The 23,451-nt window shown below is 58.1% G+C and carries 17 protein-coding genes and 1 pseudogene; 9 read left to right on the top strand and 9 right to left on the bottom strand.

Annotated elements, in window-relative coordinates; genetic code table 11:
* The first annotated feature begins 278 nt into the window (after positions 1 to 278).
* Complete coding sequence (locus KW846_RS20970) at positions 279 to 1,406, top strand: MFS transporter (RefSeq protein ID WP_218484865.1); 1,128 nt, start codon at positions 279 to 281, stop codon at positions 1,404 to 1,406.
* 61 nt (positions 1,407 to 1,467) lie between these two features.
* A complete protein-coding gene (locus KW846_RS20965; RefSeq protein WP_007974806.1) occupies positions 1,468 to 2,562 on the top strand; it encodes a LacI family DNA-binding transcriptional regulator in 1,095 nt (364 codons plus the stop codon).
* Between the two features lie 67 nt (positions 2,563 to 2,629).
* Here KW846_RS20965 and KW846_RS20960 read toward each other — a convergent pair whose 3' ends face one another.
* From KW846_RS20960 to KW846_RS20950, 3 genes are read right to left on the bottom strand one after another with little or no spacing between them, the layout of a single operon-like run.
* A complete protein-coding gene (locus KW846_RS20960; RefSeq protein ID WP_218484863.1) occupies positions 2,630 to 4,240 on the bottom strand; it encodes an FAD-dependent oxidoreductase in 1,611 nt (536 codons plus the stop codon).
* A gap of 17 nt (positions 4,241 to 4,257) precedes the next feature.
* Positions 4,258 to 6,045 (bottom strand): thiamine pyrophosphate-binding protein, encoded by a 1,788-nt coding sequence (locus KW846_RS20955; protein ID WP_218484860.1) that lies wholly within the window; start codon positions 6,043 to 6,045, stop codon positions 4,258 to 4,260.
* Positions 6,042 to 6,767, bottom strand: coding sequence for a ThuA domain-containing protein (locus tag KW846_RS20950; RefSeq protein ID WP_218484857.1), 726 nt, complete (start codon positions 6,765 to 6,767; stop codon positions 6,042 to 6,044). The genes KW846_RS20955 and KW846_RS20950 overlap by 4 nt, the downstream gene beginning before the upstream one ends.
* A 396-nt stretch (positions 6,768 to 7,163) precedes the next feature.
* Here KW846_RS20950 and hisD point away from each other — a divergent pair, with 396 nt between their 5' ends.
* The 3 genes and pseudogenes from hisD (at position 7,164) to KW846_RS30525 (ending at position 10,821) form a co-directional block, all read left to right on the top strand.
* Entirely contained in the window at positions 7,164 to 8,447 is a 1,284-nt protein-coding gene (hisD, locus tag KW846_RS20945; protein ID WP_218484855.1) for a histidinol dehydrogenase, read from the top strand.
* Between the two features lie 259 nt (positions 8,448 to 8,706).
* Positions 8,707 to 9,963, top strand: a pseudogene (locus KW846_RS30530) (HAMP domain-containing protein); the annotation flags it as partial.
* A 42-nt stretch (positions 9,964 to 10,005) separates the two neighbouring features.
* A complete protein-coding gene (locus KW846_RS30525; RefSeq protein WP_371321771.1) occupies positions 10,006 to 10,821 on the top strand; it encodes a methyl-accepting chemotaxis protein in 816 nt (271 codons plus the stop codon).
* Between the two features lie 59 nt (positions 10,822 to 10,880).
* On the opposite strand, the gene KW846_RS20935 is transcribed toward KW846_RS30525, so the two are convergent.
* The 5 genes from KW846_RS20935 to KW846_RS20915 all read right to left on the bottom strand — a co-directional run bounded on the left by KW846_RS20935 (position 10,881) and on the right by KW846_RS20915 (position 16,721).
* Positions 10,881 to 12,476, bottom strand: a complete 1,596-nt coding sequence (locus tag KW846_RS20935) for a GMC family oxidoreductase (protein WP_007974795.1) — start codon at positions 12,474 to 12,476, stop codon at positions 10,881 to 10,883.
* A 126-nt stretch (positions 12,477 to 12,602) separates the two neighbouring features.
* Complete coding sequence (locus KW846_RS20930) at positions 12,603 to 13,682, bottom strand: ABC transporter ATP-binding protein (RefSeq protein WP_007974792.1); 1,080 nt, start codon at positions 13,680 to 13,682, stop codon at positions 12,603 to 12,605.
* A gap of 5 nt (positions 13,683 to 13,687) precedes the next feature.
* Entirely contained in the window at positions 13,688 to 14,479 is a 792-nt protein-coding gene (locus tag KW846_RS20925; protein WP_007974790.1) for an ABC transporter permease, read from the bottom strand.
* A gap of 28 nt (positions 14,480 to 14,507) precedes the next feature.
* Entirely contained in the window at positions 14,508 to 15,443 is a 936-nt protein-coding gene (locus KW846_RS20920) for an ABC transporter permease (protein ID WP_218484850.1), read from the bottom strand.
* Between the two features lie 117 nt (positions 15,444 to 15,560).
* Positions 15,561 to 16,721 carry a PotD/PotF family extracellular solute-binding protein gene (locus KW846_RS20915; RefSeq protein WP_007974786.1) on the bottom strand — a complete coding sequence of 387 codons (1,161 nt, stop codon included), beginning with the start codon at positions 16,719 to 16,721 and terminating at the stop codon, positions 15,561 to 15,563.
* A gap of 529 nt (positions 16,722 to 17,250) precedes the next feature.
* Between KW846_RS20915 and KW846_RS20910 the strand changes: the two genes are divergently transcribed.
* Positions 17,251 to 18,423 carry a thiamine pyrophosphate-dependent enzyme gene (locus tag KW846_RS20910; protein WP_256356812.1) on the top strand — a complete coding sequence of 391 codons (1,173 nt, stop codon included), beginning with the start codon at positions 17,251 to 17,253 and terminating at the stop codon, positions 18,421 to 18,423.
* A 96-nt stretch (positions 18,424 to 18,519) separates the two neighbouring features.
* On the opposite strand, the gene KW846_RS20905 is transcribed toward KW846_RS20910, so the two are convergent.
* The gene (locus tag KW846_RS20905; protein ID WP_218484848.1) at positions 18,520 to 19,386 is read right to left on the bottom strand and encodes an XRE family transcriptional regulator; all 867 of its coding nucleotides are present in this window, start codon (positions 19,384 to 19,386) and stop codon (positions 18,520 to 18,522) included.
* A gap of 544 nt (positions 19,387 to 19,930) precedes the next feature.
* Between KW846_RS20905 and KW846_RS20900 the strand changes: the two genes are divergently transcribed.
* The 3 genes from KW846_RS20900 (at position 19,931) to KW846_RS20890 (ending at position 23,298) form a co-directional block, all read left to right on the top strand.
* Positions 19,931 to 21,100 carry a Gfo/Idh/MocA family protein gene (locus tag KW846_RS20900; protein ID WP_218484846.1) on the top strand — a complete coding sequence of 390 codons (1,170 nt, stop codon included), beginning with the start codon at positions 19,931 to 19,933 and terminating at the stop codon, positions 21,098 to 21,100.
* Positions 21,101 to 21,160: 60 nt separating this feature from the next.
* Complete coding sequence (locus KW846_RS20895; protein ID WP_218484843.1) at positions 21,161 to 22,201, top strand: glycoside hydrolase family 3 N-terminal domain-containing protein; 1,041 nt, start codon at positions 21,161 to 21,163, stop codon at positions 22,199 to 22,201.
* Between the two features lie 212 nt (positions 22,202 to 22,413).
* Positions 22,414 to 23,298 carry a sugar phosphate isomerase/epimerase gene (locus KW846_RS20890; RefSeq protein ID WP_218484842.1) on the top strand — a complete coding sequence of 295 codons (885 nt, stop codon included), beginning with the start codon at positions 22,414 to 22,416 and terminating at the stop codon, positions 23,296 to 23,298.
* Positions 23,299 to 23,451: the final 153 nt, after the last annotated feature.

The following is a 23,451-nucleotide window of genomic DNA, read 5'->3' as shown; positions in this document are numbered from 1 at the left end:
TTTGTTGGGTGTTCATGCGAAAGCTGAGTAAGGCAAAAGTTATACGTATAACTCCGTTCAAAAATAACATTGGTGGCAAGATCGATGTCAACTTTTTCGTGGCTATTCTCAATTCAGGCGACGTATAGCATCTAGTCATGTGTGACGAGGCTGTTGGTTTTGAACGGATCCTGTGGCCGAACAGGTTATTATGAGTTATACGTATAACTCAAATTGATCCGAGCACAGGGGTTTCCGTGTCATCTCAGGAATTGCTACTGCCGTGCGCTACACCTCATATGCTGGCCTATCGATCGACGTTCCTGTTGTCGGGGTTATGCATGGGCGCCTGGGCTCCGTTGGTACCTTATGCCCGCACGAGAGCGGGGATCGACGACGCGGCCCTGGGGCTGCTGTTGCTGTGCCTTGGCTTGGGTTCGCTGGTGATGATGCCGCTGGCGGGGATTCTCAATGCGCGCAAGGGTTGTCGTTTTACGATGCACGTGGGTATTGCGCTTGTGTTGCTGACCTTGCCCTTGTTGGCGACGACTCATTCCTTTGCCGGTTTGATGTTCGCCCTGACCGTTTTCGGGGCAGGGTGCGGGTCGGTCGACGTGACGATGAACGTTCAGGGCGTGATGGTGGAACGCGCGACGGGACGCTCACTGATGTCCGGCTTCCATGGGCTGTTTAGCCTCGGCGCGATTGTCAGTGCTGCCGGTATCACCGCCTTGTTGTGGCTGGGCGCCACGCCGTTGATGGCAAGCAGTGCGGTCATGGCGATCCTGGTCGCCTTCGTCCTGACGCATGGCCGACAGTTGCTGGGACGCAGCGGTGACGAAGGCAGCCCGATATTTGTCAGGCCTACCCGAAAGGTTTTACTGCTGGGTATGCTTTGCCTGTTCGCCTTCCTTGCGGAGGGCGCGATTCTCGACTGGAGCGCGGTGTTCCTGGCTGACGAGCGAGGCGTCCAGCATTCCCTGGCCGGGCTGGGTTACGCAGTGTTTGCGGTGATGATGGCGCTGGGCCGATTGAACGGTGACCGGATACTGCTGAAACTGGGGCCACGGGTGGTGCTCATTGGCGGCGGGCTCGTGGTCATGTTGGGGTTCGCGATGGTGGTGTTGGCGAATGACTGGCTGTTGAACCTGGTGGGGTTTGCGGTGATTGGCACAGGTCTGGCCAACATCGCTCCGGTTTACCTGTCGCTGGCAGGTGCCCAAAAGACGATGCCTGGTGAGCTGGCCATTGCCGCCGCGACCAGTCTGGGCTACCTCGGCATTTTGATGGGGCCGGCAGCCATTGGCTTCGTCGCCCATGCAAGCAGCCTGCCCTTGGCGTTGCTCGCTGTTGCCGCGTTGATGATCGCGATCATTTTCAGTGCCACTCGACTGGTTCCGAAGGTTTCACCTCAACGGTTACACTGAGTGCATGGCGTTTTTTTTCACTGACCTCTCACGAGGTTTCAAAAAGGTTGGGAAGCAAGCGATGGCATCCGTTTCAATGAAAGATGTAGCACTGGCGGCGGGGGTGTCCCAGCCCGCGGTGTCTTACGCTTACAATCGCCCATCCAAACTGTCCGAGGCCCAGCGTGAGCATATCCTTGCCGTAGCGGCGTCACTGGGTTACCCGGGACCCAATGTGCTTGGGCGTAGCCTTCGATCAGGCAAGATCGGGGCGATCGGGTTGATGATGATGGACAAGTTGTCCCTGGCGTTCGCCGACCCTTGCACTGTTGCCCTGCTGCGAGGGATCAGCGAGGTAGGGGAACTGGAGAACGTCGCGCTGACGTTGTTCCCGCTCAACAACAACCGGTTTGTCGGCCGGACACCGGCAGCGAATCACGGCAGCCTTGCGCTGCGCGGGTTGGTCGATGGCTTGATTATCTCGACCCTGCCCGATGACCACCCGGCCGTGCTGGCCGTGGTGAAACAGAACATTCCGTTTGTGGTGATCGATTCGCCGTTGGTGGAAGGTTCTTTTTTTGTCGGGATTGATGACCGGGGTGCCGCACGTGCGCAGATGCGTCACTTGCTGGATCTGGGCCATCGCAAGATAGGGGTCATCATTGACCGTCTTAACCCGGACGGATACCGCGGCCCCATCGACCGGCACCGGTTCAAGAGTGCAAGTGAGCGTATCGTCAGGGAGCGGCTGACCGGCTACGTGGAAGAGGCAAGTGCAGCCGGCCTGGCATTCGAGGATTTGAGCATCATAGAGGCCGGCGGGCTTGACTCGACGTCCGGGCAAACCGCTGCCTTTACCTTGCTGACGTCCAGCGACGTCACGGCGGTGGTGGCTTGTTCGGACGTCATGGCGATCGCTTGCATGAAAACCGCCCACGCGCTCAATCGCGAGGTTCCACAAACCCTTTCGGTGATTGGCTTCGACGATATTCCCGAGGCGGTGCAACTGGGCCTGACCACCATTGGCCAACCCATCGTCGAGAAAGGTGTCTACGCGGCAAGGCTTTTGACCGAGCAGTTGAATGCACCAGCCGATACTCCGCTGGAACCTGAACAGAAGATATTCGCCACCAAATTGATCGTGCGCAGTTCGACGCTCAAGGTGCAGGACGTTTAACGCCAATCGATGAACAAGGCTGCGGTGACCCAGCGCGACCGCAGCCTCCGGCTTCATGTCATGCCATTCATTGCGCCAGTTGCTTGAAGTTCGCCGCGACCCGCAGGGCGTTGGCGGCGATGGTGAGTGCCGGATTGACCGCGGCCGATGACGGGAAGAAAGAACTGTCGACCACCCAGACATTGTCCAGGTCATGCATCTTGCAATTGAGGTCCAGCACGCTCGACACCGGGTCCTTGCCCATGACCGCCGTACCGCATTGATGCGAGTTGGTGGCAATGCCCATGCGTGCTTTCAGGATCAGCGGGTAGCCTGCCGCCCGCATGACCTGGCTGGTCCTGGTCACCAGGCCTTCATGGGCTTTCAGGTTATTGGGTTTCCAATGGACCTTGATCGCACCGCGTTGCGCGTCATACGTGACCCGGTTTTCCCGGGTTGGCAGGTCCTCCGATGTCAGGTACAGGTCGACGCTGTGATCGGTGATGTAGCGCGAGGCGAACTTCGGCAGCCACGGACGCATGGAGGTGATCATGGGTTCGCGGATTTTTCCCAGCATCTGCACGTTACCCAAGGGAAACGAGTTGTTCGCACCGGCGCTGTACCAGTCGTTGATGGCCAGGGTCTTCTGGAAGATCACCTTGTTTTTGCGTCGAGGGTCGATCGCCAGCATGAACGTGCTGTTGTGCACCATGTAGTTGCGACCCACCTGCCCTGAACTGTTGCCCAGGCCTTCGGGGTGCTGTTCGTTTGCCGACTTGAGCAACAGCGCGGCGCTGTTTACCGCCCCGCAGGCCAGCACGAAGCGCTTGGCACGCAGCGTCACTGCGCGACCATCGATCAGGCCGTGGGCTTGAGTGACTGTCCGCCCGTCTGCTGCAGTTTTCAGTTGCTGGATCGTGGTGCGGGTCAGCAGCCTGACGGTTGCACTGCGCAAGGCCGGCCTTAATGCGCAAACCTCGGCGTCAGCCTTGGCGTCCAGCAGGCAAGGGTAACCGTCGCACGTTGAGCACAGTACGCAGCCACCGCCATTGCCATAGTCCACGGCCGCAGGCATCACGAAAGGCTTGAGCCCGGACCGGCGCATGCTCTGCTCCAGGGAAGCCAGGGCAGGGTCATGTTTGAGCGCAGGTTGTGGGTAGGGGCCCGAGCGCCAGGGCTCGCTGGGATCGACGCCTGCCTGGCCATGTACCCGGTAGAGTTTTTCCGCCTCGGCGTACCAGGGTTCCAGATCCGCATAGCTGATCGGCCAGGCCGGAGAGACGCCTTCGGCGTGCTGGATTTCGGCAAAGTCTTCTTCGCGAAACCGCGGCAGCATCGCGCCATAGAATTTGGTGTTTCCGCCGACGTAATAAAATACGCCGGGCGAAAAGGGTTGGTTTGACTCGTCCAGCCATTGCTCGGCATTGCGATAACGGCCTTGCCCGAAGACCGATTCGGTGCTCCAGTTCTGTATTTCTCGTGGCAGAAAATCACCGCGCTCGACGATCACAACGTCCAGCCCGCTATCTCGCAGCGCATGGGCAAAGGTCGAACCACCCATGCCCGAGCCGATAATCACCACATCACAATTGATATTGCCATCAGCATCAGGTGTCACCACGTCGAGGGCGCGCGGTTCGCGCGACGCCCCCGATTGTGGATTCAGCTCTGCATGATGCGAAATCAATGCATCACTCATTTGAGCCGCTCCAGATCTTATAGGTGTTGTTCGGAGTTCCGGATTTCCCAGTACTCGTCCTGACGTTCGTCAGTGATGTATTCGGGAATCGGGAAGTCCCACCAACCCGGTACCCAAGGGCCAGCAGCGTCGCGGTCAGTCGGGATTTCGATCAACACCGGCGCGTTCAAGTCCAGGGCTTCCTGCAGGATCGGCTCGAGGTCTTCCGGGCGCTCCACACGATAGGACTTCAGGCCAAAGGCTTCGCCCACCGCTTTGAAGTCCGGGCTATAGGGCGTGCCGTCCGGATGGTTGAACTCGGTGCCGATATGGCGGCTGGTTTGCTTGCGCTGGCCACCGCGAATCGACATGTACCCGGCGTTGTTCTGGATCATGAACACGACCGGAATATTGTTGGTCACGCAGATCGCAATTTCCTGCGACGTCATCAGGAAGTCACCGTCGCCCAGAATGCAGACCACCGGCTGGTTCGGCGCAGCCAGTTTGGCACCGATGGCGGCAGGCACGGCCCAACCCATGGAGGAGAACCCGCCGGAGGTCAGGTGGGTGCGAGGGGTGTAGACCGGGAAGGTCTGCTTGACCGCGCCCTGGGTGTTGCCGGAGCCGACCACCACGATGGTGTCCCGCGGGAAAATCTTGCGCAGCGCGCCCAATGGACGTTGCGAGGTGAACGGGAAGCGGTCGGAGTCACGACGACCGGCGAGCTTGGTTTCCCATTCGTCCTGATAGCCGCGCAGATCGCTGAGGTACGCTTCGCGATCGACAGTCTGGCCTTTCAGACCCTCAACGATATGGGCCAGCGCGTGCTTGGCGTCGGCACAGATTCCGACCGTAACGGGGTAGTTCTTGCCGATTTCGTGCGGGTCGATGTCGATGTGGATCAACTTCGACGGCGGAATGGCGAAGGTCACGCCCTTGGCATAACTGGACGACGACCAGTCGGTGAAACGGCAACCTACGGCGATGATCACATCGGCCGTCGAGGCTACTTTGTTGCCGCACATCGTGCCGGTCTGGCCGACGCTGCCGGCGAACAAGGGGTGGTCTTCCGGGAAGCCGCTTTTGCCGTTCCAGGTGGTGACCACCGGAATTTGCCAGGCCTCGGCCAAGGCGAGCACTTCAGCGCTGGCTTCGCCCGTGATGACACCGCCACCGATAACCAGCACCGGGCGCTTGCAGGATTGCAATTCTTCAACGGCGCGAGCAGTGGCCGCCGGATCCGGGAAGCATTTGCCGATCGGCGTACGTTCCTCCAGGGCGTGGAGGGTCACTTCCGCGGCCTCGGCCTGGACGTCCATCGGGATTTCCAGATGGACCGGACCTGGGCGACCGGTGACCATCGAGCTCCAGGCCCGATGCATCATGAACGGCAACTCTTCAACGCGCGTCGCGACCCAGTGCCGCTTGGTCACGGCTTCGGCGATTTTAGGGAAGTCGTTGTCGGTGTAGCGTTCCAGCTCCTGCAGCAGACCGTGGCCACGCATGTGCGTGGGTGGCCCGCCAGTGATCAGCATCAGGCTGGTGGAGTCGGTGAACGCGGTGGCCATGCCGATCACGGTGTTGGCGGCCCCGGCGCCGATGGAGGTGACCGCAGCCATCGGCTTTCCGGCCACGCGGTAGTAACCATCTGCCAGATGCACGGCGCTCTGTTCGTGGAAGACCTGGATGAACTTGAGTTTCGAGTCTTCTTCGAGGAAGGCGTCGGTAAGTGTCCAGATGCCGTGGCCGGGAATACCGGCGACATACTCGACGCCGTAGTTTTTCAGGGTTTGTGCCACGATCTGGCTGCCGGTCAATTTGCTCATGACAGGACTCCTTGGGTTGATGAAAGCGGGGTGGATGCAGTGTTTTTGCCTTGACTTTCAGCACGCCCGCGCGTTGCCCAGTTCAGGCCCTGCTTGGTCAGGCGGCGGATATTCGGGTCGGCGAGGTTGCTGGTGTCGTGTCCGATCGAGTGATAGAACACGCGCCCCTGGCCCCACTGGCGAACCCAGGCAACCGGGCTGCGATGGCCCTTGATCCACGGGAACGGGTTGCCGTCGAAGGTGGTTTCGGCGAGCACATGGATGTTCGGGTCGACCTGCATGTAGTACTGCTCGGAACGCACCTCGAAATCCTCGACGCCTTGAGTGACTTCGTGGGTGCGGTCGATGACGTTGACCTGGTACGGATGGGGAAAGCCTTCGCCCATCGGATGCTCGAGAAAGGAACCACCCAGTACCCAGTGGTACTTGAGGCTTGCGCGAAAGGCCGCCCCCGCACCGTGCCAACCCACCAGGCCGGTGCCGCTTTCGATCGCTTCGAGCAGGCGATTTTCCTGCGAGGCGGTCAGCGTTTCAGTGGTGACCGCGTTGTTCCAGCCGATCACGATCAGGTCATAACCGGTCAAATCCCTGTCCAATGTGAAGATGTCTGTCGACTCTTCAACGTCGAAATCCAGCTCCTGGAAAACGGTCCGGGCCCATCCGGCTATTTCATAGGGGAAATGGCCGGGCCAGCCACCGTATAGATACAAGACTCGACTCACGGTTGGTCACCTCTTAGGTTGGGTGTGATTGTTAGGTTATACGTATAACCGCTTATTTAAGCTATCACTCAAAACCGTACTGTCAATGCCTTGATCGGATTTTTAATGAAATGACCCAGTAGAATAGGAGTGGCGTCTAGACAGCGTGCATTGCTACAGGCTGCAGAACAGTTTTGTACACGTCGTTTTTGAGAATAAAAGGTTATACGAATAAGTTTGATTGCCCGTGGCAGAGGGGCGGGGCTGTCAGGAGTGCTTCAACTTTGCGTCTGTGCTGCGTCAGATCGCGTCAGCAATAAGGCGGCTGCGAAATTGCCCGGAGCAGGGGGGTGAGAAAAGATGTTTGCCAATGCTGAGTGCATGTTGCGTGCATCAAGAACCACCTGGAGCATATTGATGATTCGTTATCTGAAAAAAAGTAAGCCCGTCGAAGCCCAAGCCGAAATCGCTTTGCAAGTGCGCGATACGGTCGAGCAGATCATTGCCAATGTCGCCAAGAACGGCGATGCAGCCGTTCGGGAGTATTCGAAGAAATTTGATAAGTGGGAGCCTGCGACCTTCCGCCTGACCGACGAAGAAATTGCCGCGTGCGTTGCCAGTCTTTCGGAACAGGAAATCGGCGACATCAAGTTTGCGCAGGCACAGGTCCGTCGATTTGCCGAGGTGCAGAAAGCCTCGATGCACGATGTCGAAGTCGAAACCCTCCCGGGTGTGATCCTTGGGCATCGCAACATTCCGGTGAACTCGGTGGGCTGCTACATCCCCGGAGGCAAATATCCGTTGCTGGCATCGGCACACATGAGTGTCCTGACGGCTAAAGTCGCTGGCGTGAAGCGTGTGGTTGCAGCCGCGCCACCCTTCGACGGCAAGCCTCATCCGGCCATCGTGACGGCCATGTACCTCGCCGGCGCCGATGAAATCTATTGTGTCGGCGGCGTTCAGGCGATTGCTGCCCTGGCGTTGGGGACCGATGACTTCAAGCCGGTCGATATGATCGTCGGGCCTGGCAACGCATATGTCGCCGAAGCCAAGCGCCAGCTGTTCGGCAAAATCGGCATCGACTTGATTGCCGGCCCGACCGAAACACTGGTGATAGCCGATGACAGTTCCGACGTAGAAATCATTGCCGCAGACTTGTTGGGCCAGGCCGAACACGGCGTCAACTCGCCAGCGGTGTTTTTGACCAACAGCGCCGAACTGGCAGAAACCCTGCCGGCGGAAATCGAGCGCCAGCTGGCCATCCTGTCGACCGCGCCCGTCGCCTCCGTCGCCTGGCGTGACTATGGCGAGATCATCCTGTGCGACACCGTGGATGAGCTGGTCCAGGAAGCCGACCGCATTGCCTCCGAACACGTCCAGGTCATGACCCGTGACCCGTTGTATTTCCTGGAGCATATGACCAACTACGGCGCGCTGTTCCTCGGGCAGCGCACCAATGTCTCCTACGGCGACAAGGTGATCGGCACCAACCACACATTGCCGACCACCGGGACTGCGCGTTACACCGGCGGCCTGTGGGTGGGCAAGTTCATCAAGACCTGCACCTATCAGCGTGTTCTGACTGATGAAGCCTCTGTGCTGGTCGGCGAGTACTGCTCCCGCTTGTGCGGCATGGAAGGTTTTGCCGGGCACAAGGAACAGGCGGATATCCGCATTCGCCGTTACAAGCAGGCTGTCTGATTTCTCCCGTTTATAGAGCGCAACGTTTGTCGGCGTGACAGCGCTCTTTTTAGAACATCGAACCGGCGGATCTCACCAGGCCGCTTGGTTAGTTGCAGCACTTGGCAAGCGGGTAGCGGGAGAAAGGGTCGTTTCTCGGTACTGCTGGTCACTCTTACCGCTTTTCCAAGTGTTTTCAGGCTCCCCGATTGGGGGGCTTTTTTTTTAGTTGCCACAAAAAAACTTGTTGTTCCAGGCTGAATTTTAGTGAGGCGATGCGATGGGAACCTTGTCGATCAAAACAAAAATAACGCTGGCCGCCGGGAGTTGCCTGTTTGTCATGGTGCTCTGCCTGGTGGGCTTTTCCATTCAGCAGATGCGCGACACGTCGACGGTGGTCAGGGAATCCGGTACGAACTCGTTGTCACTGGCATCCATGCAGTACCTTGAGGCGACAGGGCTCCTGCAGGCCAATGGGATTGAGCAGCGGTTCTTCAGCAGCATGATGTTTGCCCGCTCCCTGGCCACCCAGGTCGTCATGATGCGCCGGCAGGCCCGACAAAATGGATGGGCTGCCGGGCAACTGCGGGGTGATCTGTATCGACTGATTCGGGCGCAGGTGGCAACCACACCGGAGATACTCGGCGTAGGCCTCTCATTTGAGCCCAATGCGCTCGATGGCGCCGACTCGATCAGCATCAAGGCAGCCGAGTTCACCGGCAATGCCAAGGGTCGTTTTGCGGTGTATGTCTCCTCCATGCAGAACTTCGTCCTTGAAGAAAAGGAAATGCAGGATGACGATGATCCGGGAAAGGCCTGGTGGAATTGCCCGAAGAAAACCCGCAAGTCCTGTTTGATCGAGCCCTATTCCTTCCTGTTGAATGGCGCGCCGACACTGACCTCCAGCATTGCGATACCTCTGATGGACGGTGGAAAGTTCATCGGCGTGGTCAGTATCGACCTGGCGTTGAGTAGCCTGCAAAACATCGCGCAGAAAGCCAGTGCTTCACTGTTCGAGGGGCAAGGAAAACTCACCTTCGTCAGTGCCGCCGGCGTCATCATGGGGCGAAGTGGCGACCTCGCATCGTTGGGTAAGTCCATCAAGGACATCTATCCGAGTCAGGCCGCCGAGATGCTCGAGGGGGCGAAAACTGGCGAAACCCTCGCCATAGACGAACCTGGCAACCCGGGCATCATGCTCGTTGTTCCGTTTTCCCCTATACCGAATTCCAACCACTGGATGACAGTTATTGAAGTGCCGCGTGCCACGTTGATGGCCTCCGTGGCGACGTTGCAGCAGGTTCTGGATCAATCAAATCAGCAGTCGGTAACCGTGCAGGTGATCGCAGGGATTGGCGTCACTCTGGTCGGTACGTTGCTGATGGGCTTACTGGCGGCGAGTATCACCCGACCTATTCGACGCGTATCCGAAATGCTGGAAAACATCGCCAATGGCGAGGGCGATCTGACCCGGCGACTCAGCGTTGAGCGACGGGATGAAATGGGCGTGCTGGCGGGTTGGTTCAATCGATTCCTCGATAAACTGCAGCCGATTATCGCGCAGGTCAGTCAGAGCGTAATGGACACCCGGTCCACGGCTGACCAGGCGTCTTCGATTGCAATGCGCACCAGCAGCGGCATGCAACAACAGCTGCGGGAGGTCGAGCAAGTGGCGAGCGCCGCTCACGAGATGAGTGCGACCTCGCAGGAAGTGGCCCGACATGCATCCATGGCGGCGACTGCCGCGTGCGATGGCGATGTCGCTGCCCGCTCCTGCAAAGGCACCATCGAGACTGCTGCACAGTCCATCCACTCGCTTGCGACACATATGAGCGGCGCAATGGTGGCGGTCCGCGAACTTGGCGACAGCAGTGAGAAAGTCGGTAGCGTCCTCGATGTAATCCGCACGATTGCCCAGCAAACCAATTTGCTGGCGTTGAATGCGGCGATTGAAGCAGCCAGAGCAGGGGAAACGGGAAGGGGGTTTGCGGTAGTCGCTGATGAGGTTCGTCATCTGGCCCAGCGTACCCAAGACTCCGTGAGTGAGATTCAGGGTGTCATCGAAAGTTTGCAGAGCGGAACACGCGACGTGGTCAACGCCATGCAGAGCCAGCACCGCCAGGCCGACACCAGTGCAGCGCAAGCGCTTGAGGCTGTACTCGCACTGACCCATGTCAGTCGCTGCATCGAGACTATCAGCGATATGAGCCTGCAAATCGCCAGTGCTGCCGAAGAGCAAAGTGCGGTATCCGAAGAGGTGACCCGTAACATTTCGGCCATCAGGGATGTAACGGGCACCTTGGTGGAACACGCGGATCGATCGGCGCGTATCAGCCAGTCCCTGAACGATTTTGCCAACCAGCAGCAAGTGCTGATGAACAACTTCCGGGTCTGACCCACGGGCAAGAGGGTGGGCGCGATGGCGTCGACTGTGCCGCCATCGCGCCCAGGCTCCTACAGAGACTGATCAGCACGCTGAATGTGATCAGCCGCTTTTTCGCCGATCATGATTGCCAGTGCATTGGTGTTGCTGGAGCACAAGCTCGGCGCGATGGAGTTGTCGGCGATCCGCAGGCCATCGATCCCGTGTACACGCAGATCGTTGTTCACCACCGCCATGGCGTCCGTACCCATCTTGCAGGTGCCTACCGGATGCAGTGCAGCGTGGGCGTGTCGGCGCACGAATCGCCGATAGTCATCACCTGTGCGTAACGGTTCTGCGGGCACATGCTCGCGCTGAATGTGGCCGGCCAATGCGGCCTGGGACATGATGTGCCGACCAAACTCGGTGGCCTGGGCCATGCACTCCACATCGAGCGGGTCGGTCAGGTAGTTGGGCTCGATGCGGGGCAAGTCCATGGGGTCTGCGCTGTGCAGTTGCAGGAAACCGCTTGAACGGGGGCGGGTCTGACACACATTCAAGGTGCATCCGTTGCCACCAGGGACGGAACCTACACCGTCCTCGACCCCGGCCCCGGCCATGAAACAGTACTGGGCGTCCGCACGGTTTTCGGCCAGGGAAGTACGCCAGAACGCGCCACCTTCGACCACGTTGGAGGTTACCGGGCCTTGCCGAAACAATGCGTACTGCAAGCCGGCGGCGATCTTCCAGTGAGGTTTTTTGTACTTGTCGTAGCTCAATGGGCGACGCAATTCATTGATCAGCGACACTTCGATGTGGTCCTGCAGATTCTGCCCGACCCCTGGCAGGTCATGGATTACCTTGACGCCTTTGTCGTGCAGGTGACTGGCCGGCCCGATACCCGACAGCATCAACAACTTTGGCGTGTTGATTGCCCCGGCACTGACAATCACTTCACGATCGGCCCTCAAGACATGGCGACGGTTTTTCTCAAGGTACTCAACGCCCGTGGCGCGACCGTTCTCGACCAGGATTCGCAAGACCCGGCAGTGGGTTCTCACCGTCAGATTGGGACGCCGGCGCGCCGGCTTCAAATAGGCGACCGAGGTGCTCGATCGCAAGCCGTTGCGGGCATTGATTTGATACAACCCGCAACCGTCCTGCACACCGGAGTTGAAATCGGCATTGTAGGCCAACCCTGCCTGCTGGCAGGCCTGTAGCCAGAGTTTGGTCAAAGGATGGGTAAATCGTTGATCGCAGACACCGAGCGGGCCATCGGTGCCATGGGCGTCGTTGCTGAAGCGGTCATTGCTTTCGCATTTCTTGAAAAACGGTAGTACGTCCTTGTAGGCCCAACCCCGGGCACCGCCATCGGCCCAACTGTCGTAGTCGGCAGGTTGCCCGCGCAAGTACACCATGGCGTTGACTGAACTCCCACCGCCGAGCACCCGGGCTTGCACCATGGTCGGATTCGGCGCGCCGATATAACCGGCTGGGGGCTCCCAGGGGTAGCGTTCAACCAGATTTCCCTGGCTGGTTTTATAGAATCCCACCGGGAGATGGATAAACGGATGGGTGTCCCTCGGCCCTTCTTCCAGCAGCACGACTGACGCTTGGGTATCTTCGCTCAGGCGCGCGGCAATGACGCATCCGGCTGACCCACCCCCGACCACGATATATTGGACCACTGTTGTTCACCGTGCAGGTCAAAAAAACGCCGGATCAGGCTCTTGGTGAAGAGCTGATCCAGCGTTGAGGCTACTGGCAGACCCTGCGCGAAATACCGCAGGGATCGTCGTTCAACCGAAAGCTGTTCAGGCAGGTATCACCACGAAACTGTCCGGTTTACAGGTCAGGGCGACATCCGCCCCGGGCGGCAGCGTGAGGCTGCCGGGGGTGGGCAACTGCTGGCATTTGAGGTCGAGGGTACCGCCGGCTACGGCGACACGGTAAATGACCCGGTTGCCGATAAACGACGTGTCTTTGACTTTCCCGGCAAAGGCCCCGTTGGCCAGAGGGTTGCCCAGTGCAGGCTCAAGGCCGATGGTTTCGGGACGGATCGAGACATTGACCGGTCCGGCACTCAGGCTGTTCTTGGCCGTGTGTGCGTAGCGTCCGAACGGTAGCTCGACATAACCACTGCTGGTATCACCCAGTCCATAGGTGCCGTTGACGATATTGGTGTCGCCGAAAAATTTCGCGGCGAACAACGTGCGCGGCGACCAGTACATCTCTTGTGGTCCACCGATCTGCTCGATGCCACCCTTGTTCAGCAGCACCACCCGGTCGGAGAGGATCATCGCTTCGTCCTGGTCATGGGTGACGTAAACGAAAGTGGTCGAGGTCTCTTCGTGGATCCGTTTGATCTCGTTGAGCATGTGATGGCGAATCTTCAGGTCCAGTGCCGCCAGCGGCTCGTCGAGCAACAGCACGGCGGGGCGGTTGACCAGGGCTCGAGCCAGGGCGACGCGTTGTGCCTGGCCGCCACTGAGCTCGGAGATCCAGCGATTCTTGAAGTTTTCCAGTTGCACCAGCTCCAGTGCCTTGGTCACTTCGCGCTTGATTTCGTCCCGCGGTTTCTTTTTCAGACGCAACCCGAAAGCCACGTTGTCGAAGACATCGAGATGCGGGAACAGGGCGTACTTCTGAAACACCATGTTGACGGGGCGATGTTCCGGCGCCAGCGCCGTGGAGTCCTTGCCGTCGATCACGACTTTGCCGGTGGTCGGCTCTTCGAAGCCCGCGATGATGCGCATCAGTGTGGTTTTGCCACAGCCACTGGGACCCAGCAAAGTCAGGATTTCGTTGCGCTTTACGGTCAGGTCGACTTTGCCCAGGGCAGTCAGATTGCCGTAGCTCTTGGATATTCCGGTCAGTTCGATACTGTTGGTCATGGCGATTACTCTGCAGTTTCTGCACGTTCAAGTTCGAGACGACGACGGCGCAGGGTCATGACCAGGCCGGCAATGACAATGATGGCAATGGTCACGACCAGCATGAACACCGAGGCGGCATTGATGGTTGGGCTGACGGCGCGGCGCATCATCGAAAGAATCATGAGTGGCAACGTGGTGTCGCTGCCGGTGACGAATACGGTGATCAGGAATTCGTCCAGGGAGAGGGCAATCGCCAGGATCGCCGCACCCGCAATCGTCGGGCCGATAATGGGCAGCGTCACCAGCCAGAACGCCTTGAGCGGTGACGCGCCCAAGTCACGTGCAGCTTCTTCGAACGACAGATCGAAGTACTCAAGACGTGAACGTACGGACTCGACGAAGAATGGAAAGGTGAACAATGTATGGCCGATGATCACCGTCAGCAGTGATCGTGGCAGGCCAATCAGCGAGAAGAAAATCACCAGTGCAATTCCCAGAAATAAACCGGGCAAGGCGATGGGGGCGAAGTTCATGAAGGCAAAGACGGATTTGAACCGGCCCTTCATGCGCATCAGCGCCAGGGCCGAGAACGTTCCCAGCAAGGTGGTCAGAATGGCCGAGCCCGCAGCGACGATTGCGCTGTTGGTCAAAGCCGTCATGAAGTCCGAACTGCTGAACAGCGCCTCGTACCATTGGGTCGAGAAGCCCTCGAACGGGAATGACAGCGAGGCCGACGAATGAAAGCTGAACAGCGCGATGATCGCGATGGGCGCATAAAGAAACAGCATGTAGACGTAAGTGAAGAGCCTGATCATGGCGAGTTACCTTTTTTATGGGCGGTCATCAGTCGTGGTAACGCTTGCCGGGTGCCAGGTTTGCAGCCCGCAACACTCCCAGCAACAGCGCATAGACCAGCATGAAAACCAGCAGCAGCAAGTACGCCATCGCAGCCCCCAGTGGCCAGTTACCGACCGAACGAAACTGATTGGCGATCACCAGGCCTGTGGTCATGGCGTCTCGGCCGCCCAGGAGCTGGGGCGTGACGTAGTCGCTGGCGGCAAGGACGAAGGTGAACATGAACGAGCTGACGATGCTCTTGTGCGCCATCGGCATGATCACCCGCCACAGGATGGTGGTGCCGCCGGCACCCAGATCCGCAGCGGCTTCCAGATAGTCCCTCTTGATATCGCGCAAGCCTGACACCAGTAGCAGCAGGGTGAAGGGCAGCATGATGTGCACCAGGGTCAACACCACTGCGAACTTGCTGAAGACCAGCCATTCCAGCGGCTGATCGATCAGCCCCATGTGCATCAGGGTGGAATTGATCACACCGTTGGTGCCCAGGATCGAGCGCCAGGCGTAGACCCGCACCAGGTAGCTGGAGAACCAGGAGACCAGGGCCAGGTACAGCACGGCATTGGAGCGCGTGCGGTAAACAATGTAGTAGGCGACCGGGGCGCTGATGACCGTCGACAGCACCGCGGTCCAGAAGCCATTCTGCAAGGCGATCCATAACGAGTCGTAGAACCCGGTGGCACTCAATGCCTTGGCGTAGTTGGCCAGGGTTGCCGCAGGTTCCATGCTGAAGGTCTTGGCGGTCCAGAAACTCGCAACCAGGAGCAGCAGCGACGGAATGAGGAAGAACACCACCAGGAAGAACAGCGGAGGCGACGCCAGCAAATACCCGCTGAGGGTTTTCTTGTCGATTTTCACGTGTTTGCCAGCCTTTGAATCCCTGTCATCGAGGAGGATGGGCTCGCTGTTGTTGACTACGTTCATGATTATTGTGCCTTTGCTTTTTGTTTCGATAACGAGCAGAGGAGTGAGTGCCCGCAAGCACCCGCTCTCTCGTACACACTCAAGCCGTTCTTTCACCTCACCGGATAGCCGAGGCGGTTAGAACGAGCCTTTGAAGTTCGCCCACTGATCGATCCACTCAGCATAGGTCACGTACTTGTCGGAGCTCAGGGGCGGCTGGCCGTAGAGCTTCGACTTCTCGAAAAAGCTGTCGAGGTTCGCGTAGTCGAAGGTGTTTCTCAGCTCTTCGGGTAGTAGCGGCACAGCCTTGCTGTTGACCACGCCAGAGAACATCGTGGTTGCCATTTTCGCCTGGGTATCGGCCTCGAGCGTCTTGTTGATGAACTCCAGCGCGAGCGGTACGTCCTTGGCGGTCTTCGGTATGAACAGGGCGTCACACCAGAGGGCAGCACCTTCCTTGGGCACTGATAGTTCTGTGACTACGCCGCGCTTCTTGGTCTCGCTTGGGGTGTTGGCCGACGCCGAAAATACCGCGTCGACTTCGCCCGAGACCAACAGCGAAACCGCATCGCCCGAGGAGGCAGCAAAGACTCGGCATTGATCACGATACGGTTTGAGTTTTTCGAAGGCGTCGTCGAATTCGGCGCGAGTCAGGTTGGGGAACTTGTCCCCGTAACCGGCAATGATCGCGATGAGTGACCAGTTGGAAGTGCCGTCATCGACAAAGGTCAGCCGGCCCTTCAATTTCGGGTCGAGCAGGTCTTTGTACTCGGTGGGTTTCTTCACGTTCTTAGGGTTGTAGACGATGGTGTTCATGCCCCACAACAGCGGGATGCCCCATTGTTTGCCATCCCAGTACCAGCGGCTGCCTTTATAGAAAAGCGGGACGGTATTTTCGGCGGAGTAGTTGGGGATCTTCGAGGTATCGATCGCCTTGAGCAGGCCCATTTCCTGATAGATGGTCTCGTAGCCCAGTGCGTACATGGTCAGGTCAAGCTGGACGGGGTCGGAGCCGGCCAGCCGCGCGGTGATGTCGTCCTGGTTGCTGGCATAGCTGGAACGTACGGTAATGCCACGTTGTTTGCGCCATTCGGCCAGCTCCGCATCACCGGTTTCACCTTCCCACCCAAGAATCTCCAAATGGCCGGAGGACGCGGCAAATGCACTGGGTACGAACGAACTGATGTACAACCCCGCGGCAGATGCAGCAGCCCCCAGCATAAAGGTGCGCCGGTTCAGGCTGATCGAATCCAGCTTGATGCCAGTTGATCCATAACCCGTCTCTCTTTCTTTTTTCATTTTGAGTTCCTGCCTAGGGTGGTTGTTTGCTAACAATTGGCGACCTGCATTGGCGTGGGCGCGGCGGGTTTAGCCGGACACGTCCCTATGCATGCGGTCATGTAAATCGGCAGAGTTATGGCCAGCATTGTTTCCATGCAGCTGGGGAGGTTGTGGCGCGGTGCTGCCTGGTAAACAGGGCATTGCGCAGTTGGCCTCCACTGGTCCGATCGACTCTTCCTTGGCTGGTAGCGCGCCACTTTCCCTGGATATCAAGGTGAAGCCTTCACGTGGCACGCCCAGCGCTTGATAGGCTCGGCTTGTTGTTTTCATGGATCGAGTATTGGCCTGGTGGGCAGGGCACTCAATTTCGCAGCCCCTTTAAAAGCGACGCACTCTGACGCATCAAAGTGACCTAATCGGCGCAGCAGGCTCCTGTTAACGATAGTCCCGCCATAGCGGGGGATGGGCGGCATTCACCTGCGTCAATGTGCGTCTCTTTTGCGGGGGGTGCGAAATTGAGCCGTGTTTGTTCCAGGCGAATACTCCGATGAAGGTCTTGAGACGACGCAAGGTGCATCCGCCCTTGCGCCAGCGTCTATTCGATGGGAGTTTTTCTGTGAAGCTCACGGGTGGTCAGATTGTTGCGAAAGCGCTGAAAGCGAACGGTGTCGACTATGTTGCCGGCATGCCGGGTGACGGTTCGTGGGCCCTGGTGGAAACACTGCTGAACACTGGCTCCGCCATCCCGTTCATTCATGTCATACAGGAGCAAAGTGCAGTCCATCTTGCCGACGGCTACTTTCGTGCCTGTGGTCGTCCGATGGCTGTTCTCCTGCCAGCTCCGTTGGGCCTTTCGAAAGCCCTGGGCGGGATCGCGGTCGCTTTGGCGGATTGCTCGGCCATCCTGGTGATCAGTGGGGGGAACCCCGATCGGGGCGATGACCGGCCTGAATTCGCCGCCACTGGCATCACAAAAGAGCATGTGCGGGTTTCGGCGATTGAACAATTACCACAGACCCTGCGTCAGTCCTTCGACACGATGTTCAGTGGTCGCATCGGCCCTGTAAGCCTGGACATTCCGGCGGCTGTTCAGAGCGCCTCGGTTGACGCCAGTTTGTCACCTGCGACCTTGCGAGCGAACAGCGCCAGCGACATCCCGCCTCTGATGGTTCACCGACCTATGGCGGAGTTGAGATCGGGTCTGGAAGAGGATGCGATTCTGATGGTCGGGACGCAGAGTCTCCAGGACATAGTCGGTGAGATGTTCCCGGATTATCAGCACCGAGGTCATTTTTGCACCGCTGGCGTCGGTGCGGTGGGTTGGGCAGTTCCGGCAGCCATTGGCGCGAAGCTCGCCATGCCGGCACGTCAAGTGGTGTGTGCCGTAAGTGACGGGGATTTTTTGCAGTCAATGCAGGAGATGGCGGTGTGCGTGATGCACAGTCTTCCCGTGGTGTTCCTGGTGTTCAACAACAGCGGGCCTGAGTCGTTGAGCGATGTGCAGGTTTCGCTTGCGGGGCAACATCGGGCCGGGGAATTCAATTTGCCGGATGGCAAGCCTTACTCGCCTGACTTCGCGGGCATCGCCAGAAACTTTGGTCTTGAAGCGTGGAGAGTCGAGCATGCTTCGCAACTCAATCCAGCCTTCATCAAGGCACTGAACAGCAAGGGGCCTTCGTTGGTGGAAATTATTACTGCGCGCAGTTCGCGTGAAACCTGATTAAACCTTCATGAGTTTAGTCACGCCATCCTGCGCCGCTGTCGACGCCCCGCCGAACATCGACGGGCACATCGACGGGCCCGCCCTTCAACCGTCTTAATCCTGACCGCCCCAGACGATAGTGGCGTTATCGCCCGTCATGTATTCGCGCACCTCCAGCGGTAACGACTGATCGCTGGGAAGCACAGCAGTTGCATTGCGCAGGTGATGTTTACGGATCTTGCCTTTGTCCACCAACCCCAAGGCCATTCGGGTAGAGAAGGGCTGGCGGAAAGAAGACGACGCCACCCCGGTGACCAATCCGTAGAGAAAGCGGATCGGCCGGCGATGCTGCGGCGTGAGAATCGAAAACGTCATTTCGTTACGTTGCTTGCCCTCGAAATCGACCATGAACAGGCGATCACCCAGCAGCAGGCAGAAACCGTGATAAGTGAACGAGTAGCCGATCTTTCCGCTGCCATCGAGCAAGGGGAAGCGTTCTACGGTGACGTACTGGACCATTGAGTCGGTCCGGTACAGGCAGGTGACCGAACGCAGGATACGGCCTTTATAGATGGACGAGTTGTGGTACCGGTAATAGACGCCCAGATAGTCTTCAAGCAGATCCGCCGACTGCTTCGCCAGGGGCAGGAAATGATTGAATTGCGCCGAGGCCCGCAAGTCTGTCGGTAGTTCGTTTTCGTAGCCCTCATAAAATTTCTTGAACTCGGCGGGCGGCCGAAAAAGGTCTTCGGCCTCCATCATGAAATACCGGCCGATCTTCTGCAGGATTTTCTGTGAGGGTACGTGCTGGCCCACCAGGTACTTGTTGAACTGCTGGCGATTGACATCAACTTTGCGGCACATGTCTGCAACCGAGCGGCAAGACTCGACCAGCGTACTCAGGTTCTTTTGCACGTTGGCTTGCAAGTCGCTGCGAACCTGTTGTCGCTCAGGGTGCGAGGTGGCAGAACTTAACGACATGGGGGGCGAATCTCCTCGGCTGGGCATTTTTTATCTCGATGTAGGCCTGGGGTTAAGAACAGCAGGTTATATAGGTTATAAATCAGTTATTGAAATAATCGGCCGTATAACTTCGTGCCAGCTTAAATACTTGAATTATCAGCGATTTAATTAAGCATGTTCCATGCCCGCTCAGGGTATTTAAGTTCAACCCGTCAATATCAGTCAATGCGTCAGATTGTAAGCGCTTAGCGGCGTGCCCCTGTACTGCCCGGCGGGAAAAGCCGCACCTCTGGGTGCCCAGGATGATGTGTCAGAACCACCATTGGGTACGCGCAAGCCCGACAAGTAACACTTCACCCGGCCCTCGGTAACAGATTTTGGCCGTCGGCTTTGAAAGGGCACTCCAGATGACAAACAAAACCCCGGCTTGCCTGTGCAATGACGAGTGCTTCAGTCCGCGTCATGTATCGATAGTGTGCGAAATGGTGCAAAGAAAGTTCGCCATCGATACTTCACTCCGCGCATTCGCAAAGTCAGTGTCAATTATTGGAGTCTTTAAGCGATGGCAAGGTTAACCGGCGACATTCCAGGGCAAAGGCGATTCAAGGTGGGCATGGTTGGCGGCGGGCAGGGCGCTTACTTCGCCAGCTATCACCGGGCGGCCATGCGTCTTTGCAATCGCTTCGAGATCGTTGCCGGTGCCTTCTCCTCGGATGCCGACAAATGCCGAGAGGCGGGCGAGGCACTTGGCCTCCAGCCGGAGCGGACTTACTTGTCATTCGAGGACATGGCCGCTGCCGAGTCACGTCGACCCGATCCCATAGAGGCGGTCGTCATCGTCACGCCCAACCACCTGCACTTTGAACCTTGCCGGTTGTTTTTGCGGGCGGGTATCCCGGTCATTTGCGACAAACCGTTGGTCAACAGCATCCAGCAAGCCATTGAATTGGCGAGTATTGCCGATCAGCACGATACGTTTTTCGCGCTGACCTATACCTATCAAGGCTATCCCATGGTCAAGGATGCCCGCAGCCGTATACAGGCCGGGGAGCTTGGCGACATTCGCTTCATGTATGTCGAGTATCTGCTGGAGTGGTTGGCGCCGGGTGTCTCGACGTTGAGCAAAAGCCTTGCCTGGCGCGGTGATCCAGAGAAGGCCGGCCCGACCGGTGTCGTCGGGGATATCGGCACACATGCCTTCAACATGCTTGAGTTTCTGTGCGGGCGTCGCTGCACAAGCCTGAATGCCAAGTTGACCACGGTCGTACCCGGCTGGGGACTGGACGATACCTGTGTGGTGCAGCTGGAGTATGAAGGCGGCGTGGACGGTTTGCTGTGGGCCAGTTTCGCGGCACCCGGCCACCGTAATGGTCTGCGCTTCAAGATCATCGGCAGCAAGGCGTCGATCGAATGGTGCCAGGAGACTCCGGAATCACTCCGGTTTGCGCCAATTGACGGCGCAGAGCGAATCCACCGCCGAGGCCAGAGCGACAATGCCGCCCAGACGCTGAACTTCAGCAGTTTGCCCGCCGGCAATACCGAGGGTTACCTGGAAGCACTTGCCGTTCTCTACGCCGACTTCGCCGAGGCACTCGATGCCGGCGCAGGTTGGCGCACCGCGACCAGCATCCCGCTACCCGACATCCATGAAGGCGTACGTGGCGTCGGCCTGTCACTGGCGTGCGTCGAGTCCAGCCGACGGCGCGCCTGGGTGCCTTTTCCACACAACTGACACCTGCACGCTTTCTAAAAACAAGCGCTCCGCTCAACACTACGGAACTGAGGAAAATCGATGTCTGGCGAACTCTATAGAGCTGCATATTCGGTACTGCTGCCCGCGTTCGGGGATTTGCACCTGGACGACAACGTCCGTCGTTATCTGAGCCGAGGTGGCGTTTCCCTCTTGCTGGGGGAGACACGGGAGGAGTACGTGGGCAGAGCCATGAGCGAGGTACGAAAGAGTGCGGAAACCCAGGCAGACTTCGTCAACATCGCGCGGCAAGCGGCGTCATTGGCTGGGGCGCCGGTACTGATTGCGGTGGACCAGGAACTCGGCGGCATCGAACGCCTTCATCAATTGGTTCCTGCCATTGCGTCGAGAGAGCAGCTCAAGACGCTGAGCTCGCAGGATATCGAACAGCGATGCTTCGAGATGGCCCAGGCGGCACGAAGCCTGGGGGTCAACCTGTTTCTGGCACCGATTGTCGACGTGGTAACCGGCGCCAATCCATGGCTACTCAATCGACACCTGGGCGCAGACCCGGTCGAGGTCAGCCGGGTTTCCTGTGCCTTTATCCGCGGGGTTCAACGGGCCGGCGTGATTGCGACGGCCAAACATTTTCCTGGCCATTACGTCACTGAAGAGGACCCGGCGATTGCCCAAGCCACGGTTCCCGGGCCACTGGAGTTGCTGCATGACAACCTTGAGGTCTTCAAGGAAGTCATTGCCACTGGTGTCAAAGCGGTGATGCCGGGCCCCGCGGTGTTTGCGGCGCTCGACCCGGAACATTCGGCCTCCACCTCGTCAACAGTCATCGGCATTTTGCGCGACACCCTTGGTTTCGAAGGCTTGATCATTTCCGATGACCTCGATGCGGTGTCCATCCTCCGGGGAAATTCCATCACGGACACAGCCGTTGCGTCACTGTCGGCAGGTGCGCATCTATTGCTGGTGTCGAGTGAATCGGGCCTTGATGCCATCGCCGAGGCGATTGTTGCGGCCGTCCATGAGGGTGTACTGGACCGCCGGGCGCTATTGGCAGCCGCGGTCAAGGTTCGGGCGTTGGCCAATGCAACAACCGACCAGAACGCTTCGAGCCAGGACAAGTCCTGAGCACAAATGAAAGCAAGGCATTGAGCGTGCTGTTTCCAGTGTTGCTTGATCTGGTCATCAGGCCTAGGCCAACCGGCTTTCAAACGCTTGAGTGGTCGACAATCGGAACCTGACGCATTGACTGCGTCAGTTTGCGCCGCATTTTGCGTAGCTGCGAAATCTCTACCTGAATCCGATCGCTCTACAATGAATGACAACGGTAGGAGCGTCATATGCAAACCCAAAACAATATTCTGGCCCTGCATTCCACAGTTGCAAAGCACTCGACCCTGGCGATGGACATCGACATCGCAAAGACCGTGGGTTTCGATGCGCTGGAGATCAACAGCGCAAAACTGGAAGCCTGGCTGCAGGCCGGTTACACCGAAGCGGAACTGAAAAACCTGCTCAAGGACGTGCCTGTCACAGGCATTGGTTACCTGAGGGATATCGAGCGCCAGGGAGCCGAACGCGATGACTTGCTGAAAGAGGCTGAGCGACTTTTTCAATTGGCCAACCTGGCAGGTGCAAAAGGTGTACAGGTTCTCACCGGGCCAATCAATGTTCAGGCTGTGATCGATTTTCAGCATCATGGCAAGAGCACGTATTACTCCGGCTTGCTGGGTTTTGATGAAGCGACTCAGTATGACTTGACTGTCAAGAACCTCGCCTTGCTGGCTGACCTGGCAAAGCAGTATGACGTGCTTCTTTATCTTGAAGCGCTGTCTTGGACCCCCTTGAACAGCCTGGACCATCAACTTCAGCTGATTGATCGCACCGAGCGCGATAACGTCAAGATGGTCATCGACTACTGGCATTGCTTTACCTCAGGCGTGAAACCGCAAGACATTGCCAGGATGAACAAAGACGTGATCTACGGCGTGCATGTTTGTGACTCGCTGCCGTTCGAAGGTGGCATTGCGAACGAAGCAATCCTCAGGGATGTGCCAACGGGAAGCGGGGTCTTGAACCTTGCCGAGTGGACGGCCGCAGTGAAGGCAACCGGGTACCAGGGCTGGTGGAGTTGTGAGTTGTTTTGCAAGAAGCAGCAACAACAGAACAGCTACGAAGTCGCCAAAGAGTTGAAGTCACTATTGACCCGGCTTGTGGGTCGATAAACAACTTTTTCGACAAGATCCAAAAATACTTTTTCAAGTTTGATTTCGGCCTGCTCGTCATTGAGCAGGGGCAAGTCAACGCTTGCCAGTCTCTATTGGTTGCCACTGCTCCCGGCAGCCTTGTTCTCAATACTAAAAAGATCTGAGGTCGTA

The organism is Pseudomonas sp. PDM32 (assembly GCF_019219225.1).
Taxonomy (GTDB): Bacteria; Pseudomonadota; Gammaproteobacteria; order Pseudomonadales; family Pseudomonadaceae; genus Aquipseudomonas; species Aquipseudomonas laurylsulfatiphila.
This window is presented reverse-complemented; position numbering and strand designations above follow the sequence as displayed.